The 19297-nt window shown below is 69.3% G+C and carries 12 protein-coding genes; 8 read left to right on the top strand and 4 right to left on the bottom strand.

Annotated features, from left to right (window positions below; translation table 11 throughout):
• Positions 1-5 precede the first annotated feature (5 nt).
• From ACYVDG_RS12360 to ACYVDG_RS12350, 3 genes are all read left to right on the top strand, one after another.
• A complete protein-coding gene (locus ACYVDG_RS12360) occupies positions 6-1331 on the top strand; it encodes a cytochrome ubiquinol oxidase subunit I (RefSeq protein WP_460750008.1) in 1326 nt (441 codons plus the stop codon).
• Positions 1332-1350: 19 nt separating this feature from the next.
• Complete coding sequence (locus tag ACYVDG_RS12355) at positions 1351-2292, top strand: cytochrome d ubiquinol oxidase subunit II (protein WP_460750005.1); 942 nt, start codon at positions 1351-1353, stop codon at positions 2290-2292.
• 639 nt (positions 2293-2931) lie between these two features.
• Entirely contained in the window at positions 2932-3204 is a 273-nt protein-coding gene (locus ACYVDG_RS12350; protein ID WP_460750002.1) for a hypothetical protein, read from the top strand.
• A 744-nt stretch (positions 3205-3948) separates the two neighbouring features.
• Here the strand turns inward: ACYVDG_RS12350 and ACYVDG_RS12345 are convergent.
• The 3 genes from ACYVDG_RS12345 to ACYVDG_RS12335 all read right to left on the bottom strand — a co-directional run bounded on the left by ACYVDG_RS12345 (position 3949) and on the right by ACYVDG_RS12335 (position 7460).
• On the bottom strand, positions 3949-4218 hold the full coding sequence (locus tag ACYVDG_RS12345) for a DUF6406 domain-containing protein (RefSeq protein WP_460749997.1): 270 nt from the start codon (positions 4216-4218) through the stop codon (positions 3949-3951).
• Between the two features lie 179 nt (positions 4219-4397).
• Complete coding sequence (gene secA2 / locus ACYVDG_RS12340) at positions 4398-6704, bottom strand: accessory Sec system translocase SecA2 (protein ID WP_460749990.1); 2307 nt, start codon at positions 6702-6704, stop codon at positions 4398-4400.
• Between the two features lie 141 nt (positions 6705-6845).
• A complete protein-coding gene (locus tag ACYVDG_RS12335) occupies positions 6846-7460 on the bottom strand; it encodes a GTP-binding protein (RefSeq protein WP_460749986.1) in 615 nt (204 codons plus the stop codon).
• A gap of 1065 nt (positions 7461-8525) precedes the next feature.
• On the opposite strand from ACYVDG_RS12335, the gene hisS reads away from it, so the two are divergent.
• From hisS to ACYVDG_RS12315, 4 genes are all read left to right on the top strand, one after another.
• Complete coding sequence (gene hisS / locus ACYVDG_RS12330; RefSeq protein WP_460749980.1) at positions 8526-9845, top strand: histidine--tRNA ligase; 1320 nt, start codon at positions 8526-8528, stop codon at positions 9843-9845.
• Positions 9846-10034: 189 nt separating this feature from the next.
• Positions 10035-12485 (top strand): helix-turn-helix transcriptional regulator, encoded by a 2451-nt coding sequence (locus ACYVDG_RS12325; protein WP_460750257.1) that lies wholly within the window; start codon positions 10035-10037, stop codon positions 12483-12485.
• A 165-nt stretch (positions 12486-12650) separates the two neighbouring features.
• On the top strand, positions 12651-15152 hold the full coding sequence (locus tag ACYVDG_RS12320) for a LuxR C-terminal-related transcriptional regulator (RefSeq protein WP_460750254.1): 2502 nt from the start codon (positions 12651-12653) through the stop codon (positions 15150-15152).
• 448 nt (positions 15153-15600) lie between these two features.
• Entirely contained in the window at positions 15601-16449 is an 849-nt protein-coding gene (locus tag ACYVDG_RS12315) for an AMP-binding protein (RefSeq protein WP_460749975.1), read from the top strand.
• On the opposite strand, the gene ACYVDG_RS12310 is transcribed toward ACYVDG_RS12315, so the two are convergent.
• The gene (locus ACYVDG_RS12310; protein ID WP_460749971.1) at positions 16446-16964 is read right to left on the bottom strand and encodes an ATP-binding protein; all 519 of its coding nucleotides are present in this window, start codon (positions 16962-16964) and stop codon (positions 16446-16448) included. The genes ACYVDG_RS12315 and ACYVDG_RS12310 overlap by 4 nt on opposite strands.
• Positions 16965-17688: 724 nt before the next feature.
• Between ACYVDG_RS12310 and ACYVDG_RS12305 the strand changes: the two genes are divergently transcribed.
• Positions 17689-19290: an ABC transporter substrate-binding protein gene (locus tag ACYVDG_RS12305; protein WP_460749967.1), complete on the top strand. Its 1602-nt coding sequence runs from the start codon at positions 17689-17691 to the stop codon at positions 19288-19290.
• The last annotated feature ends 7 nt before the right edge of the window (positions 19291-19297 follow it).

The raw sequence follows: 19297 nt of genomic DNA, 5'->3' as shown, positions 1-19297 counted from the left end.
GCACGATGTTCGAGGACCCGCTCGCCCTAGCCCGGCTGCAGTTCGCGCTGACCGCGGCCACGCACTACATGTTCGTGGCGCTCACGCTCGGGCTGGCCCCGTACATCCTCACCACCCAGCTCCTCGCGACACTGCGCGGCGATCGCGCGCGGATGACCTCCGTGCGCTTCTGGGGAGGCCTCTACCTGGTCAACTACGGCATGGGGGTCCTGTCCGGCCTGGTGATGGAACTCCAGCTCGCGCTGAACTGGACCGGGCTGCACGAGATGTTCGGGTACACCTTCGCCGCTCCGCTGGCCATCGAGACGATGACCGCCTTCTTCGTCGAGTCCACGTTCCTCGGGCTGTGGATCTTCGGTTGGGACCGGATGGGGCGCTGGGCGCACCTGTTCTGCTTCCTGGTGGTCACCGTGACGGCGTACTCGTCCGCGTGGTGGGTGCTGGTCGCCAACGGCTTCCTACGGCACCCGGTGGGCTTCGAGATAGTGGACGGGGTCGCGCACATGACGGACCCCGTCGCCATGATGACCAACCCGGCGGCGGTGTTCGCCTTCCTGCACGTGATCACCGGCGCGCTGCTCCTGGGTGCCTTGGTCGTGGCGGCCGTGAGCGCCTACCACCTGAAGCGCGACAGCGACCCGCACGGGATCTTCCGGCGCGGGAGCCGTTACGCGGCACTGATGGTGTGCGTGATGCCGTTCCTCGTGGTGAGCTTCGGCGGCGCCCAGTTCCAGATCTTCGGGGAGGACCCGCCCACCAGCGGGCTGACCTACAGCGCCGCCGAGATCGAGGCGATCGAGAGCGGTGGGCAGAGCGCGTTCCTGACCGCGGCCAACGTCACCGGCGACGTCGTGATGATGGCCGCCTGGGGTGTGATGTTCTTCCTGGGCCCGCTCATGCTCGCGGCCCAGTACATCGGCCTGCTCCACCCTCGGCGGTGGTTCCCGTCCCCGGACCGGGGCCGCACGCGGATGCGGTTCCCGGCCCTGCGTACCGCCGGAGTCCACCTCCGCGGGTGGGGACTGGCCGCGCTCATGGTCTCCCCGTTCCTCCCCTACCTGGCCAGCATCGGCGGCTGGGTCTACCGCGAGACCAACCGCCAGCCCTGGGTGGTGGTGCACCACCTGACCACCGCCGATGCCGTGACCCCGATGTCCCCGGCCGCGGCCCTGGTGTCCTGCACCCTCTTCACCGTCGCCTTCGGCGCCCTGGCCGTCGTGACGTACTGGCTCCTGGTCCGCTTCGCCCGGCGCGGCCCAGCGGGCGGCCCGCTGGCCGAACGCCGCGAGGACGAGCCCGAGGAGCCCACCGCCCCCGTCCCCACGTTCTGAGAGCCAGAGGGAAAACGCCATGGAACTCGCCTCCGCACTGCTCCTCGCCCTGTTCGTCGTGGGCTACCTGGTCCTGGCCGGGTCCGACATCGGCCTGGGCATGCTCATGCCGCACGTGGCGCGCACGCCCGCGGAGCGCCGCCGCGTGGTGGCCGCGATCGCGCCCTACTTCCTGGCCTCCGAAGTGTGGCTCGTCGCCGCTCTGGGAGTGATGGCGGGCCTCTTTCCCGTCCTGGAACACCGGGTGGTCGGCGACCTGTGGCCGGTGCTGGTCGTCCTGCTGGCCGGGTGGCTGACCCGCGACGCGGGGCTGTGGTTCCGTGCCCGGGTGGACGACGCCCGGTGGCGGTCGGCCTGTGACACCGCGATCGTGGCGGGCAGCTGGATCTTGGCGGTCTCGTGGGGGCTCGTCCTGGCCGGGCTGGTCGGCGGCGGGCTGTCCGCGAACCCGTCCACCGTTCTGGGCGCGGCCGCCGTCGTGGCCCTGTTCGCCCTGCGCGGGGCGGCCTTCGGGGCGGAGCGCCTGGTCGGCCCGGGTGACGGGGAGGGCTCGGACGGCGGGGAGAGCGCGGACGCCGCCGCCCTGGCCACCCGGGGCCTGGCCCGGACGGCGCTGGGGGCCGTCGTGGCGGCATCGGCCGCCGCGGTCGCCTTCGGCGGGGTCGACCTGGACCGCCCCGGTGTGGCGGTGGTGCTGTTGGCCGCGCTGCTTGCCGCCTTGGCCGCGACCAGCGGGCTGACCGGACCGATGCTGTCCCGGCACACGTCGGCGCTGGCCATCGCGGTGCCCGGGCTGCTGGTCGCGCTGTCCGCCCCGCTGCCGTCGGCGGACATCCCCGGCATGACCGGGGTGTTCGTGTGGTCGGTGCTGCTGCCCACAGTTCCGGTCATGTTCGTCGGTCAGGTTTGGCTCTACCGAACGACACGTCGGCTGGCGGCCTCCCCTACCTTCTTCGCCTGAAGGGTGATTCGGGGAAACCGCAGTTCAGCGCGGGACCGGCTGGGCTACTCAGGGCTGAGGCGACCGCGATCCCCCGGGTCATGGAAAGGCAGGTTCCGCACCATGGGTTGGGAAAGCCGGGCAGCGGGCATTCCCTGTTGCGGGAACGCGCCCGTGACGCCGCCTCCCGGCGGAGGGAGGACTCTGGCGTGATCGCGCACGGGTGCTGTGTCGAGCCCTGAGGAGGGACTGTGACCCATCCCCTGACGAGACCTCCGTACCTGAGCGGCTGCAACTGCGGATCCAGCTGCGGCTGCGGCTGCCAGAGCGGCGGTTCCTGCAGTTGTGGCGGCGGCTGCGGCTGACCGGACCATGGAAGCGGGTCCGCGCGGCCCGGTTCCCACCCCTTCCAGCGGGCCGCCCCTCCCCTTGGGGGCGGCCCGCGCACGTATTTCCGGCCGGCGAACATCCTTTTCGGGCCAGGCCACTTCCCGCGTATCGCGACATTGTGCGACGATTTGTGTACGCTGAGTCACAGCGCTTTCCTTTCGGGGGAGCCGCTGCGTATCCACCCGTTGGGGGAGATCAGCGATGCCGCCGTTCACCAGACCAGTGACACGGAGGGGACGCCCCTCCGAGCACACGAGGCTGCTCCAGTGTGTGCAGGGAATCCTGGAGCGCTCCGATCGCGCAGTCCCTTGGGAACCGGATACCGTCGGGCTTCCCGACGCCCGCTCTGACAGCGCCCTGGCCCGCATCAACGACCTCGCCTTCTACGCGAACGCCCGCAACGAAGTGTCCGCGCTGGCCGGGGTCTGCGTGGACCTCCTGCTCCTGCACAGCCCGGATCCGGGGGAAGGGCACGAATGCCAGGGCTGCGGACTGGCCTGGCCCTGCCCGACCTTCGACGAGATCGCGCGCCTTCTCAGCTGACCCGGACACCTCCGCTGAACCCGGCCGCACCCACGAGGCCCGACCGCACCCTCGAACGGCGGCACACGGACGCACCCCCGGAAACACGGACGTCGCCCGCCGAAGTCGGGGCGCGATCCGACTTCGACGGGCGACGGTCCTTCGGTTCGCCTGCCGTCAGCGGCACCCCACGACCGAACTGTTGGGTGCCCTCACCGGGCGAGGCTTACTCAGAGGTTAATACTGGAACTCGTTCTACCGCAAGACCCGAGCGCCACTCGGTTGGCACGAAAACCCCAGTGAACAAGGGGACACGGGTCATCTGGAACAAGATCTACTATGCCTGGGATTCCGGAGCATGGGGGAAGGCCAGGCCCAGGGGCGGGGGACAGCCCCTGGGACCGACCGCGAGTGACAGGCGCGGCAATCCACAACTCTCGGTGAGCGAGAGGCCCTCCCAACCGCGTCGAGGGCGCACCATGCACCACTGACGTTAGCCAGGCACCGGTAACGCGAACACCCCCCTTCAGATAACTGGAGCGTCTCGATTCCCCCCGGGAGTATCCTGAACACCCCTCATGACCTGCGATAACTCAGCAGCGCCCACGCTTGCGCACAGCCCTCCTCCTGGGCAAACAAAAAGCCCCCGCCGGACAAACCGAAAATGGAAACGCTCCGCAACAACCCGAATAAAGGTTGCAGGGGGTTGCAATTCCAACGGGGGCATAAATGGATCTTCGCCCGGATCATCCCGGGGAAGACCGGTCAGCTAATCCTGGTCGCCAGCAGGTACGCGCCCGGCGAATCCGCGTCGACGATTTCCGTTACCCTCCAGGCCTGGCCACCGACACTGAACACATCACCCACACGAACATCGACCATGGGCGTGGGGCGCCAGTCTTTCGGACCGCCGATTTTTGCCACCGGCAGACCGTCATCATCGGTCCAGAAGCTCCCTCCGCCAACGGGCCCGCCCGCGAAGCGGTCGTTGCGCCCGTAACTGATCTTCTCCTGCGCGCCGATCTCGTGGACCACCGTCGATTCAGTCCCAACCGTCTCAGGTTCCTTTGAAAACGCATCCATTTTAACCCTCCCGAGCTCTTTACACAGAGAACCGGCGGCCCGGCTTCGCGTTTCAGCAGACGAACCGACAAAAGTAATGCGCGGGCCGGGACTTTAGTCCCGACCCGCGCATATGGCGATGTGAAGAATTCTCAGTCGTCGCTCGACGAACCCCGGCCGCCCTTGAGCCTGCCCACGAGCGTCTCCAGGGCCGAGCTGAACGGGTGGTCGTGCACCATGTAGGTCCACGTCATCGACGGGCGCTTCACCCCGACCGAACCCACGTCGAGCTCGCCGTCCACCACCTCGAGCTCGTCGAAGGTGGTCGCCGCCCTGGCACGGGCGTCGTCGAGGAAGCCCTTGAAGACCGGCACGGCCTCGCGGTTGAACTCGTCCAGCGGGTCGCGTCGGCCCAGGAAGCGCAGGTGGATGCCCTCGCGCAGTTCCGAGAGGAACGCGTTGTGGTCGGTCCAGCCGCGGTCCAGGTGGTACAGGGTGATCGACCGGGCGGCCTGCGCGACCCGCTCGGCGTCCAACTCCTCCACCAGCTCCTGGTGGCGCTCCTTGCTGTCCTTGGCGATGTGCTCGTCGCCCAGGTTGCCCGTGAGGACCAGCTCGCGGTGCTCCAGGACCACGTCGCGCTGCACGTCGATGAGCTTGTTGTACCGCCACGTGTTGCGGTGGACCTCCAGCAGCTGCCCCTCGGAGACCCGCTGGGCGTGGTCGACCATGCCCAGCCAGCCCTCTTCGGTGATCTCGCCGTCGGCCGTGGTCTGGTAGCCGGTGGTCTCCGGGGCGTTGTTCACCAGCAGGTCGTCGTCCATGCTGACGAAGAACACGGAGTCGCCGGGGTCGCCTTGGCGTCCGGCGCGCCCGCGGAGCTGGCCGTCCAGACGGCTGCTGGGGTAGCGGCCGAAGCCCATCACGAACAGGCCGCCGGTCTCCACGACACGCTCGCGGTCGGACATGTCACTGCCGCCGAGCCGGATGTCGGTACCGCGGCCGGCCATCTGGGTGGACACCGTGATCGCACCGTAGGTACCGGCCTCAGCGATGATGGAGGCCTCGTTGGCGTCGTTCTTCGCGTTGAGAACCACGCATTCCAGACCGGCCTCGCGCAAGCGGTCGGCAAGGAGCTCGGACTCGGCGACGTCCTGGGTGCCGATGAGGATCGGGCGGCCGCTCTTGTGGACCTCCTCGACCCTCGCGATGAGGCCGTCTTCCTTCTCCTCCCGCGTGGCGTACAGGCTCGTGCCGTGGTCCTCGCGGATATTCGGCTTGTTGGAGGGGATGACCGCGACCTCGAGTTCGTAGAACTCGCGCAGCTGCTCGGCGACGGACATCGCGGTACCGGTCATACCGCCGAGCGTCGGGTAGCGCAGCACCAGGGACTGGACGGTGATCGAGTCCAGGACCTCGCCGGTCTCGCTGACCGCCACCTTCTCCTTGGCCTCGACCGCGGCCTGCAACCCGTCCGGCCAGCGCTGGAGCAGGGCGATCCGGCCCCGCGACTCGTTGATCAGCCGCACCTCGCCGTCGCGGACCACGTAGTGGACGTCGCGCTGGAGGAGTACGTGTGCGTGCAGGGCCAGGTTGACCTGCGGAAGCACCGAGGTGTCGTCCTCGGAGTACAGGTCGACACCGTCCAGGGTCTTCTCCACCGCGTCGATACCGGCGTCGGTGAGCTGGACGTTGCGCCCCTCGCCGTCGACCTCGTAGTGGAGGCGCGGTTTGAGGCCGCGTACGACGTCGGCCATCTCGACGTCGGCCGGGACGCTCTCGGCCGCGCCGGCCAGGACCAGGGGCACCCGGGCCTCGTCGACGAGCACGGAGTCGGCCTCGTCGATGATGGCGACGTGGGGTTCGGGGACGACCCGGTCGTCGATGTCGGTGACCATGCGGTCGCGCAGCACGTCGAAGCCGAGTTCGCTGACGGCGGCGTAGGTGACGTCGCAGCCGTACGCCTCCTTGCGCTGCTCGACGGTGGACTCCTCGCTGATCCAGCCGACGGTCACACCGAGCATCTTGTACAGGGGGCGCATCCACTCGGCGTCGCGCTTGGCGAGGTAGTCGTTGACGCTGAGCAGGTGGACGCGTTTGCCGCGCAGCGCGAACCCGGCCGCGGCGAGGGTACCGGCGAGCGTCTTGCCCTCACCGGTGGCCATCTCCGACACGTGGCCGTCCAGCAGCGACATGACGCCGAGGAGCTGCACGTCGAAGGGGCGCTCGTCGAGAGTGCGCAGGGCCGCCTCGCGGCCGACCGCGCACAGACTGACGAGGTCGTTGGTGGAATAGGGCAGCTCGGCGTAGCCGAGCTCGATGGCCTTCTCTGTCAGCTCGGCATCGCTGAGTTCTCGCAGACCCTCCTCTTCGGCCTCGATCGCCGGCAGGAGCTTGGTATAGGGCCGCAGGTCCACCGCACCGGGCTTACCCAGTAGACGGCGGACGCTTTCCGCCATTCGTCCGAACACCACGCCAGGGTAACGCCGGACACAACTGATTGGTTCCCCACGGGCGGCCCCTTGTCGTCAGCAACGGCACGAAACCACCCCATAGGGGCTGTGGACCGCGGGCACCCCGGGGCCGACGCCCGGGGCCGGTCAGACGAGCTGGCGCTGGGTCCGCTGCCGGGCTTCCAGGGCCATAGCGTGTTTGACCAGGGTCACCAGGACCCGAACCACGGACCTGCGGTCGCGCGCGTCGCAGTAGACGACCGGGACTTCCGGTGCCAGGTCGAGGGCGTCACGCAGTTCCTCGGCGCTGTAGGCCATCTCGGGGTCGAACTCGTTGACGGCGACGACGAAGGGCAGGCGGTACTGGCGCTCGAAGTAGTCGAGGGCCTGGAACGTGTCCTCAAGGCGCCGGGTGTCCGCGAGGATCACCGATCCGAGGGCGCCGCGCACGAGGTCGTCCCACATGAACCAGAAACGCTGCTGACCCGGGGTGCCGAACAGGAAGAGGGTGAGGTCGGTTTCCAGGGAGATCCGGCCGAAGTCCATGGCCACCGTCGTGCTGGTCTTGTCCGGAGTGTGCGAGAGGTCGTCCACACCCGCGCTGGCCGCGGTCACCGCGGCCTCGGTGCGGACCGGGGGGATCTCCGACACAGCCCCGACGAACGTGGTCTTTCCGACCCCGAAGCCCCCGGCGATGATGATCTTGGTGGACAGCTCGGTGGGTGCGTGAACGTTGTTCGTGCTGTTAGCTGAGTGGATCACAGTTTGTCCTAGCGAGAGTGCCGGGCCTGCACGGACAGTTGGCTCACACGACCCGGTCTGGAGGGGCGCGGTGCTCCCGGGGCCGATACCCCCGAGAGAACGACCGCACAAGGAACCTAACACCGGAAGGGCGCTAGGATCCGGGGTTTCGGCACAGTGGGGCACGAGGTCACAACCCCGACGAGCGTGCAGGTTTCGGTCGTCGGACAGGGGAAGGGGCCCCGAGGTCGGATGTCCACCTCGTGGCAGGGAGTCCGCCTACCCGACGGACCGTAGTCAGGCAAGCACATTCCTGTACCCCGGCAGGTCGACTTTACGACATTGTGAGCGGCCATTTTCGGCCGCTTTCGGCCGCGCCAATCCCTGTCCGGCATGGCTCCCGCCCTCTACGGTGGAGAACAAGGCACCCACCGAAGTGCGGTCGCTACGGACTCCTGGCACGAGGACGCGACCACCACGGGGCCTAGGCGGCGCCTTGGGGCGCACGACCGCCACCGACGTCTCGCTCTTCGACGTCGGACCGGCCGTACTCCCCCGTCGGGCGCGCCAACAACCCCACCGGCCCACAACCGTCCACGTGGGCCGGTGGCGGTTGTCGTGCGGTGCTGGTTCGGGGCCTCCGCCCGCCCGTCGCCCGCCACCAACCCTCACCGGACGCCTACGGCGCGGTCTTTGTCAGGGCTAGCGGCTTGCCTCGTCTTGCACCGTGCTTGCTACAACCCAGACTCTCCGGCGCTCGAACGGGCACCCCCCTGTGGTTGCGCTCTGCGACATGATGCTCGCTATGGCTCAGCGGATCCTTCAGGGCATCCCCCGGGAGTTGCGCATTGCGGAAGGTACTTGCCTTAGCACGGCAGCGTCTTCGCGGTATCGCCTGGGCTTGCTCTTTGCGGGAGGACTCCTGTGGCTCACGCGGAAGGGTCTGTGGCTGGCGTAGCAGGGAACGAACTCCGGCGGGGTGCGTAGGATGGACGGGAACCCTCCCCGAACGGCGCAGCGCGCCTGTTGCCGGGTCGAGGGGCTGTCACTTCCGTACGTATCTCCCAAGGGAGCCGAGAAACCCACATGTCCGATCAGCGCGTCGTCCGCCCCACTCCCATCAGCGGTTTCCCCGAATGGACCCCACAGGTCAGGGCCGTGGAGCAGCGCTGGCTGGACCATATCCGGGCCGGATTCGAGTCCTTCGGCTTCGCCTCCGTGGAGACCCCCTCAGTGGAGAACCTGGACGTACTGATGGCCAAGGGCGAGACCTCCCAGGAGGTCTACACCCTGCACCGCCTCCAGGCCGACGACGCCGATGACTCCGATGCCAAGATCGGTCTGCACTTCGACCTGACCGTGCCCTTCGCGCGGTACGTCGCCCAGCACTTCAACGAGCTGACCTTCCCGTTCAAGCGGTACCAGATGCAGCGCGTCTGGCGCGGTGAGCGCCCCCAGGAGGGCCGCTTCCGCGAGTTCACCCAGTGCGACATCGACGTCATCAACGTGGACTCCGTGCCGCTGCACTTCGATGCCGAGCTGCCGCGCATCGTGCACCGGGTACTCAGCGGGCTGGACATCCCCGCGTGGACGCTCAACGTCAACAACCGCAAGGTACTCCAGGGTTTCTACGAGGGCCTGGGCGTCAAGGACCCGATCGTGGTCATCCGCGCCGTGGACAAGCTCCACAAGATCGGGGACGACGGCGTCCGCGAGATCCTCGAAGGCGAAGGGCTGACCGCCGAACAGATCGACCCCTGCCTGGCCTTGGCCCGCGTGAAGGGCTCCGGGCCCGCCGTAGTGGAGGCTGTTCGCGCGCTCGGGGTGACCTCCGAGCTCCTCGACGAAGGACTGGAGGAGCTCGCCTTCGTCATGAACGACCTCGCGGACCTGCCCGAGGACAGCGTGGTCGCCGACCTGTCCATCGCGCGCGGCCTGGACTACTACACCGGCACCGTCTACGAGGCCTCCTTCGACGACGACCCCGCCTACGGCAGCATCTGCGCGGGCGGTCGGTACGAGGACCTGGCCGGCCAGTTCATCCGCAGGCGGCTGCCGGGCGTGGGCATCTCCATCGGCCTGACCCGGATCTTCGCCAAGCTGGTCGCCGAGGGGAAGGTCCAGGAGGGACGGGTCTGCCCCACCGACGTCATGGTGGTCGTGCCGGGCGCCGAACAGCGCCCCGAGGCGCTGCGCACCGGTGAGCTGCTCCGCGAGCGCGGCTTCAACACCGAGGTGTTCCACTCGACCGCCAAGGTCGGCAAGCAGATCCAGTACGCCTCGAAGAAGGGCATCCCCTTCGTCTGGTTCCCGCCCTTCGAGCAGGGCGGGAAGCACGAGGTCAAGGACATGGGCAAGGGTGAGCAGGGCACCGCTGACCCGGCCGTGTGGACCCCCGAGCGGTAGCCTCCGGCAGCCCGCCGACCACTCCCCTAGCAGGTTGTGCTCCGGCACGGGCGGTTTCCGACCGCTCGTGCCGGAACCGGCCATTCCCGAGACATGTACGGGGACCGGGTGCCAGACTGGTACCGGCTGTACTCCGCAACGTACTGCGCGTACGACGCGGGCCGATTCGGTGTCCTAGTAATCGAGGCCATGTCTCCTCCCCGCCACAACCTGCCCCTGTCCGCCGGCGAATTCATCCGGTTTGTCGGACGTGAACGCGACATCGTCGACCTGGGCCGCCTGCTCGGTACGGCCAGGATGATCACGCTGACCGGTACCGGCGGGATCGGAAAGACCAGACTCGCGCTCCACCTCGCCGAGCGCGTACTGCGCCGGTTCCCGGACGGTGCGCGGTTCATCGACCTCAGCGAGGCCTCCACCCACGACCAGGCGCTGCGCACCGTCGCCGCGGGCCTCCACGCGGTCCAGGACGACACCAGGTCCATGATGGACGGTGTCATCACGGCGCTGCGCACCCAGCACCTCCTGCTGGTCCTGGACACCTGCGAGCACGCCGTCGGACCGATGGCCGAGCTGTGCCGGGCCGTCCTGCGCGACTGCCCGCGGGTGCGGATCCTGGTGACCAGCCGCCAGCCCCTGCACGTGCCCGAGGAGAACATCTGGCGGGTCCCCCCGCTCTCCCTGCCCGCACGCCCCACCCCGACCGACCCCTACGCCGCTGTCCCGGTACCCCTCCCCCGGCGGGACGCCCAGCGCTACGAGTCCGTGCGCCTGTTCCTGACCCGTGCGCACGCCGCCCGCGCGGGGTTCGAGATGACCCGGGAGAACTCGGGTTACGTCGCGGAGATCTGCCGCATGCTCGACGGCATGCCGCTCGCCATCGAACTGGCCGCGGCCCGGGTACGGGTGCTGTCCGTCCAGCAGATCCTGCGCCGCCTCGACGACCGCTTCCAACTCCTCACCAGCGACGGCACGGGCAACCTGCCCGCGCGCCAGCGCACACTGCGCGCCGTGTTGGAGTGGAGCCACGGCATGCTCACCGACTCCGAGCGCCTGCTCCTTCACCGGTTGTCGGTGTTCTCCACCTGGCACCTGGAAGCGGCCGAGGACGTGTGCTCCGGCGAGGGGGTGGACGCCTCGGACATCCTCCCGCTGCACTTCTCGCTCCTGGACAAGTCACTGGTGGTGATGGACGCCGAGATCGACGGCACCGCCCACTACCGGCTCACCGAGACCGTGCGCGCCTACGCCGGCGAACGCCTGGGCGCCGACGGCGACCACCGCTGGGAGCGGTATCTCCGCTTCTGCGTCACCCGCCTGGAAGAGGCGGCCAAGAGTGTCGGCGCCCCGCAGTCCTGGGAGGAGCGCCTCGGTCGGCTGCGCATGTACGACCACCACAGGGACAACCACGCCCGGGTGGTGGCGTGGGCGCTCTCCAAGGGCCGGGTGGACGAGGCCCTGCGCGTGTGCGTGGCCCTGCGCGGCTACTGGCTGGTCCGGGACCTGTCCTCGGAGGGCAGTCGGCTCCTGGAACTGGTCCTGGCGTGCGTGCCCGACGAGCAGGCGCCCCCGCTGCGGGCACGGGCTCTGGCCCTGCACGCGGAACTGCGCTTGGACGTCGACGCCGCGCCCCGGGTGTCCACCCTGGCCTTGTGCGCTCTGGAGGCGGCTCGGGCCTGTCGCGAACCCATGGCCGTGGCCTCGGCCCTGGTGACCATGGCCACACTCTCCCTGCGCACCGGTGACACGGACGAGGGCGAGCGGCAGGCAGCGCAGGCGCTGGAGTGGTCGCAACGGGCCGGAGACCCGATGACCGAGGGAACCGCCCGGCGGGTGCTCTCCCAGTTGGCACGTCACCGGGGAGCCACCGAGGAGGCGGTCAACCACCTCGAGGAGGCCTCCACGGCCGCTCGGGGCCTGGGCGACCGGTGGGGTGAGGCCCGGTGCACGCACGAGCTGGGGACGATCTCCGCCGAGGCCGGTGCCCACGACCGGGCCCGCGCACTGCTCACCGAGGCTTTGGAGGTCTTCGAGGAGCTGCCCTCGGACCCCGCGGCCGCGCAGTGCGCCGCGGACCTGGGCAGGCTGCACCTGTCCGCGCGGGACACCCTGGCCGCGCGCGAACCGCTCGCCCTGTGCCTGCGGGTGAGTTTCACTTCTGGCCGTCGGCTCGCTGTGGCACACGCCTTGGAGGCTCTGGCCGAGTTGGCCCTGGCGGAGGAGGAGCCGACGCGCGCCGCGGCCCTGGCCGGGGTCTCGGCCGATCTGCGGACCGCCCTGGACCGGCCGTCGGCGAAGACCGTCCGACTGCGCTCGACGGTGGAGCGCCGGGTCGGATCAGGTCGTGCCAACGAAGCGTGGAACGCCTGGCGCTCACTGCCCCTGGAACAGGTGCGCGACCGTGCCCTGGCCTTTCCCCGACCACCGAGTCCGCGCCTGACCGGCCCGGAGTCCCTCACTCCCAGGGAGAGCGAGATCGCCGTGTTGGCCGGGAGGGGCCTGTCCAATCGGAAGATCGCCGAACGGCTGACGATCAGTCAGGCCACCGCCGCCCGCCATATCGCGAACATCTTCAGAAAACTCTCGATTTCCTCCAGGACGCAGTTGACCGGCTGGACTTCACAGCGGGAGTCCAGCTGAAGGGGAGGCGTTCGCGCCGGAGCACTTGCACAGTGCGCGTGCACCCGCTAAACCAGAAAGCCCAAGCACCACTGCCCACCTCGACGATGTCCGCCCCCGCCACACCTCTCCCTGCCCCTGTGAGACCACCCCCGACAGCCCCTATTTGTGAAGGCCATGGCACCTTTGACCGCGCCCGCGCGGCACAATCTCCCCCGGCCGGGCACCAGCTTCGTGGGCCGGGAGCGAGATCTGAGCGATCTGCTCCGCCTGCTCGGCTCCAGCCGGTCGGTCACCCTCAGCGGGCCCGACGGGGTCGGCAAGACGCGGCTTGCGCTGCGTGTGGCCGAGCAGTCCACCGTGTCCTTCCCCGACGGCGTCTGGCTCGCCGATCTCACCGACGTTCGGACCGCTTTGGAGGTCCACGCCAAGATCGCCGATGCCGTGGGCGTGTACGAGGAACCCGGGCAGCCCCTGTCCACCACCGTCAACGAAGCCCTGCGCGACCGGCGGCTGCTGCTGTTGCTGGACTCGTGCGAGCACGTGGCCGACACGGTGCACGAGGTCGGTGAGGCGCTCCTCTCGGAGTGCCCCGCGGTGTCGGTCCTGCTCACCAGCGAGGTCCCGGTGCGCCTCACCGGCGGGACGGTGTGGCGGGTCCCCCCGATGGCCCTCCCCGCCGCGGCGCGCCACGCTCCGCCGCCCGACCCGTCCGACGCGGAGTCGGTGCGCCTGTTCACGGACCGCGCCCGGACACGCGACCCCCGGTTCAACCCTTCACCGGAGGAGTTGGAGGTCGTGGCGACCCTGTGCGATCTGGCCGGCGGCGCCCCCTTGGGGATCGAGGTCCTGGGCGCGCGGGCACCCGAAGTCGGTATCGGGACGCTGGTCGAAGGACTCCGTTCCCATCTGGCCTCGCCGGACTTCCAGCCCGGCCCCGGGCAGGCGGTCTCGCGCAGCCAGGTCCTGCCGCTCGTGTTGGACTTCGTCTACCGGAGCCTGCCCGAGCCCGAGCAGGTGCTGTTGCGCCGCCTCTCGGTCTTCCGGGGTTGGGACTTGGAGCTGGCCGAGCAGGTGTGCTCCGATGAGTCGCTGCCCGAGACGGCCGTCCTCGACCTGCTTACCTCCCTGTTGGACCGGGCTCTGATCACGGTGACGGGCGAGTTCGAGGGACGGGTGCGCTATCGGCTGTCCGAGGCGGTGCGCCGGTTCGCGTCGGATCGGCTGATCGCCGCTGACGAGGGCGAGGTCTTCCAGGACCGCCTGCTGACCCGCATGCTGAACCTGGCGGAGGACCTGGGGAACAAGCTGGAGTCGAGCCGGTCGATGCCCTGGACGGAGCGGGACTCCGGCCGTCGGCGGGTGGTCGCCGAATACGACACGCTCAGGTCGCTGCTGCACTGGTCGCACCAGCGCGGGGCGGCCGAGTCCGGCCTGCGCCTGTGCGTGAGCCTGGTCGCGCACTGGGTGAGCCACAACAACTACTCCGAGGGCGCCCACTGGATGGACCGGCTGCTGGCGCTGGAGGAGACCGCCAAGGCGCCGTCACGCGCCCGGGCCTACGTCGGCCGGGCCCAGTTGGCACGTGTCCGCAGGGACCACACTCTGGCCCGGGAGACGGGCGAGGAGGGACTGCGGCTGTGCCGCGAGGCCGGTGACGACGTCTTCGTGCGCACGGCCCTGAACCTGCTGGCGCTGGTGGCGGTGCGCGAGCGCGACCTGGACCGGGCCTCGGTCCGGGTGGAGGAGGCCCTCCGCCTGTGCCGCGAGACCGGTGACCTGTGGGGCGAGGCGATCGCTCTGGGGACCCGGGCGGCCCTGGAGTCCCAGCAGGGCGAGTACCCGGCCGCGGACCAGCACTACAACGCAGCCCTGGCACTGCTGCGCGGCATCGACCACCGCTGGGGTGTCGGCGTGACCCTGATCGGGCACGCCCGCGCCGCGGAGGCCAACGACGACCTGATGACGGCCGACCGCTGTTACCGGGAGGCCCTGGACACCCAACGGCTCATCGGCGCGGTTGCGGAGGAGGCACGCTGCCTGGCCGGTATCGGCCGGGTGGCGCACGCGCTGGGTTCGACGAGCCAGGCGTACGACTACCTGAGCGAAGGGTTGCTCCTCAGCCACGGCAGCGGGCAGCGTGCCGAGGCGGCCCGGGCGCTGGTGTCGATCGCCCGGGTGGCGTTCGGTTCGGAGATGCGGGAGCCGGCCTGCCGCCTCGCCGGTGCGGCGACGGCGGTGCGGGCCCGGGTGGGACTGGCGGCGCACGGGGCCCCCTGGCCGTTCGTGGACGTGGAGCGGGTCCGGCGGCGGCGTCGGCACATGGTGAGGTGGTGGGAGCAGGGATACGTCCTGGGACAGGCCGAGGCGGTCCGAGAGGCCGAACGGCTGGCCGAGGAGGGCCGGCGCCCCCAGTCGGCCTCTTCCCGGCGTTCCCGTAGCACCAGTGGACAGCGGAAGACCGTCAGGCCCGCCCCCGAGTCGACGGACCCGCGTGAGCTGCTCACCAAGCGGGAGCTGGAGATCGCCCGTCTGGTGAGCACGGGCAAGAGCAACCCCGAGATCGCCAAGGCCCTGTTCATCACCTCGGCCACGGCGGCCAGACACGTCGCCAACATCAACCGCAAGATGGGCTTCCATTCGCGCACGCAGATCACCGCGTGGATCGAACGGCACCGGACGGACTGACCCCCGCTCGGCACGCCCCGGACCGACCGGACGATCCGGGCCGTCCGGACAGAACGCACCGCCTCGACGACCCCGACCATCCCGGGGCTGTGTAGCACCCCCATGCCCAAGAATCTACATATGCACATGCATGGCAAGATGCATGTGCATATGGCTGTGAACGCGCTAGGCTACAAGCCATGGGACATCACGCTCTTGGCACTGTGCGAACAGCGCCTCGCGCGTCCCGAATACGGCCGTCGGAGCCCGAGCCGAACACCGGGTCTCCGTCGCGTCGTCGGTCCCGGGGGCGCCCCCGGGACCGGTGGGCAACCGTGCCGGTGCGAGGAACCTGGGGAGGGCCCTCGCTCCGAACGACCGGCACGGCACTTCCGGGCTCGCCACGTGGAGGGGGCGTGACAAGCCCGGAAGGCACACCCGCCAGAACCACCACCGACTGGGGGAACGCATGGGGGTAGGGCTGTCTTCTGGAACCGGGCGACCGGGACGCCACCTGCCGCGTCGGGACGACCCGATCGGCTCACTCACGGGTGGACTGTGTGAGCGCTTGCGCCTGCGGCCGGGCCGGGGCGGGACCATCCGGGGTAGATCCGGTCGGACCGGAGCACTCGCCTTCGCCTCGACGGTGGAGGAGGCCGCCGCCGGGCTGAGCCGCCGGGGCCTGTGCCTCGGCGACGTGGTGGGCGTGCTCGCCCCGGTGGGCCCGGAACGCTTCCTCGCCTCGTACACGGTCATGGCGGTCGGCGGTAGAGCCCTCGCTCTGGCCCCCGACTCCGACCTCGACACCCAGTGCGCGGCGCTGGCCGAAACCGACGCCCGGCTGCTGATCGTCAGCGAGGAGCTGGCCGGTCGGGCCTTGGAGCTGGCCGAACGGTCCCGCGTCCGGCAGGTGATCACGTTCGGATCCGCTATGGGCGCCACACCGTTCGCCGAGCTGCTCCTGCCCAGCCCCGACGGCAACGGCTACAGCCCGGCACGCGGGCTGTTCGACAACGGCCTGCTGGGATACGAGACCACCGGGAACGGCATACTCGCGACGCTGCACACGCACCACGAGCTGCTGGCCAGGTTCGCGGTACTGCGCGAGGAGTTGGCGCTGACGGCGGATGACGTGGTCGCGGTGGACGACCGGGGGGACGAAGCCGACCGGCTCGTGCTGGTGGCGCTCGCGCTGTGGACGGGGGCGTGTGTGGTGGCCGGGGCCGGGTGCCCGGCTCCGGAGGGCCGTCGGGTGACGGTGGCGTGCGATCCCGAGCCGACGCGGCTCTGCCTCCCCCACCCGGGTGGCGTGGCCTAGGGAGTGTCGGCGGCCTCTTCGTCGATCTCGAACCAGGCCACGTGGGTGGCCTCGCTCCAGTACTCGCCGCTGCGCGTGGCACAACTGTCCACGATCAGCTTGCCGCGCCCGTAGTCGTCGCCGTCCGCACGGCTGTGGCCCTCCGAATCGGCTGGGTCGCGCGCCCCCTGGTCGGCGACGGCTACGCGGAGGCGGCTCGAGTCGGAGCGGATGAACAGAGTCATCACACCGCCGCTCTGCCCCGAGCGCGAGTGCAGCAGGGCGTTGGTGGCCAACTCGCTGACGGCGAGCTCCGCGTCGTCCAGAGCCCCTTCGCCGTGTCCGGTCCGGGTGAGGAACTCACGCACCCGGGCGCGGATGGACCGCACAGCGGTCAGGTTTCCCGCACAGCTCCATACGGTGTGGTCGGTGACCCCACCCGTGAGGTCGCCCACCTCGATCGTCTGTGCGGTCGACGTCGCGGCGTCTGGGGCATCCGCGGGCACGTAGTCCCGGAGTTGCCTCGCCTCAGCCATCCGGTCACTCCAATCACCCGCGACGGGCGCGCGGGTTGCGCGGCCTGCACTCACCTTAGACAAGGGTGCACCGGATCCAGAACAACACACCTCGGTTTGTGCCGCTGGGGATTGGTCACAAAACCCCGTCACGTGTCCTCCCCGATATGGACAAAGGAAACAGCCCTGACCCCAGGCGCATCCATGTGAGGTGTAACACGCTGGCAATACCTGACCGGCAGCGCCCCCTCCCCTGACTGCACCTTGACCAATAACGATAACCGTTGCCAAAGAAGCGCACCCCGGCACCCCCTTCGACCACCCGACGGACATCACTCTGCGTGATCGAAAATCAGCCCAAAACGGAAGATTCTTTTCTAAACGCCACGGTTTCACTTCCCGGCGACAACAATGGGGACACAACAGTGCGTGGTGAAAACGTGTCACACGGCACTGACACAGGTCAGGAGCTATACGTGCACACCCACGCGCTACACCCACCCCCATGGCTCGAAACTCCCAGGGCACAGGAGTTCTCAGCGGCACCACAGACACCACCGCCGACACGTCGGGAGATACGTCACGGACACCCCCTCGGCTGCTCACGGCTCGTTTGACGCTTCCTGTGGTGCGAATGAGGATCAATGGGGGCCGATGCTGACAAGCACCCCGGGGGCACCCCCCAGCCACCGTCTGTCACCAAAGTGTCGGCCTACCCATGTTCCCTTCCCACACGAGGTGTCCCGTGCCGTCCATGCCCGAAGAGTCCAATACCGCCCTGACCAGCTTGACCTCGCGACGCTCCCTGCTGAAGGCCTCCGCGGCCGGCGCAGCCGTCGCACCGGTCCTGGCAGCCTGCGGAGGTGACTCCGAGAACGGTGGCTCCGGTGGTGAGGAACCGCAGCAGGGCGGCCGTCTCAGGGCCGGTGTCGCCGGCGGCGGCGCCAGCGACACCCTGGACGCGCACGACCCGACCGACAACGTCGACATCGCGCGCAACTACGCCCTCTACGCCTCCCTCATGCGGATCGCCAACGACGGCAGCATCGAGCCGTACCTCGCGGAGTCGCTCGAGCCCAACGACGACGGCACCGAGTGGACGCTGGTCCTCAAGGAGGGCCTGACCTTCCACGACGACAGCCCCGTCACCACCGAAGCGGTCGTCTACTCCCTCGAGCGCATCCTCGACCCCGACGACCCCCAGCGCGGCGCGGGCGACCTGGAAGGCGTCGACCCGGAGAAGCTCGAGATCGTCGACGACCTCACGCTGATCATCCATGTGGACGAACCGCTGGTGACCCTGCACGAGGCGCTCGCCGAGTACTACAACTGCATCGTCCCGGTCGACTACGACCCCGAGAACCCCATCGGCTGCGGCCCCTTCAAGTACTCCGAGTTCGTCGTGGGCGAGTACAGCCTCTTCGAGCGCCACGAGGGCTACCACGTCGAGGGCCAGCCGTACGTGGACGAGCTCGAGATCATCAACTTCCCCGAGGACGACGCCCGGGTCAACGCGCTCAACAGCGGCAGCGTCGACGTCATCAGCCAGGTGCCGCACTCCCAGGTCGCCATCATCGAGGGCGACCCGGACGTGAACATCCTGGAGTCCGAGACCGGCATGTGGCTGCCGTTCACCATGAACATCGAGGAAGAGCCGTTCGACGACCTGCGCGTCCGCCAGGCCTTCCGTCTGATCGTCGACCGCCAGGAGATGATCGACCAGGCGCTGGCCGGGTACGGGCAGATCGGCAACGACATGTACGCGCGGATGGACCCGTCCTACCCCGAGGACTTCGAACAGCGCGACCAGGACATGGAGGAGGCCAAGCGCCTGCTGGCCGAGGCCGGGTACGAGGACGGCCTGGAGGTCGAGCTCGTCACCGGTGACCTCAACGCCGGTGTGATCGCCTCCGCCGAGGTCTTCCAGGAGCAGGCCCGCGAGGCCGGGGTCACCGTCACCCTGCGCCGCGTCAACGCCAGCGACTACTGGAACCCGGAGGAGGGCTTCCCCTACGCCTTCGGCCAGGACTTCTGGAGCGCCCGCAACTACATCACCCAGACCGCACAGGGGTCGATCGTGGGCGCGCCCTACAACGAGACCATGTGGGGCGAGCACGAGGAGTGGCTCGAGCACCTGAACAACGCGCGGCGTGCCGTCGAGGAGGACGACCGCAACGAGCACATCCGCGAGGCCCAGAAGGTCGAGTACGAGGAGGGCGGCTACATCGTGTGGGGCTTCGTGAACCTGCTCGACGCCTACGCGGTCGGCGTGCACGGCCTGGAGCCCTCGGTCTCGGGCCACCCGCTCGGTTCCTACGCCTTCCAGACCATGTGGCTGGAGCAGTAGCGGACGA

The sequence above is a fragment of the Nocardiopsis oceani genome (genome assembly GCF_054777395.1).
This window is presented reverse-complemented; position numbering and strand designations above follow the sequence as displayed.

Bases quoted from the DNA above. Each gene is read 5' to 3' on its own strand.
- ACYVDG_RS12355 (WP_460750005.1), top strand. From the start codon at position 1,351: ATGGAACTCGCCTCCGCACTGCTCCTCGCCCTGTTCGTCGTGGGCTAC.
- ACYVDG_RS12325 (WP_460750257.1), top strand. From the start codon at position 10,035: ATGTCTCCTCCCCGCCACAACCTGCCCCTGTCCGCCGGCGAATTCATC.
- ACYVDG_RS12310 (WP_460749971.1), bottom strand. From the start codon at position 16,964: ATGGCTGAGGCGAGGCAACTCCGGGACTACGTGCCCGCGGATGCCCCA.
- secA2 (WP_460749990.1), bottom strand. From the start codon at position 6,704: ATGGCGGAAAGCGTCCGCCGTCTACTGGGTAAGCCCGGTGCGGTGGAC.
- ACYVDG_RS12360 (WP_460750008.1), top strand. From the start codon at position 6: ATGTTCGAGGACCCGCTCGCCCTAGCCCGGCTGCAGTTCGCGCTGACC.
- hisS (WP_460749980.1), top strand. From the start codon at position 8,526: ATGTCCGATCAGCGCGTCGTCCGCCCCACTCCCATCAGCGGTTTCCCC.
- ACYVDG_RS12315 (WP_460749975.1), top strand. From the start codon at position 15,601: ATGGGGGTAGGGCTGTCTTCTGGAACCGGGCGACCGGGACGCCACCTG.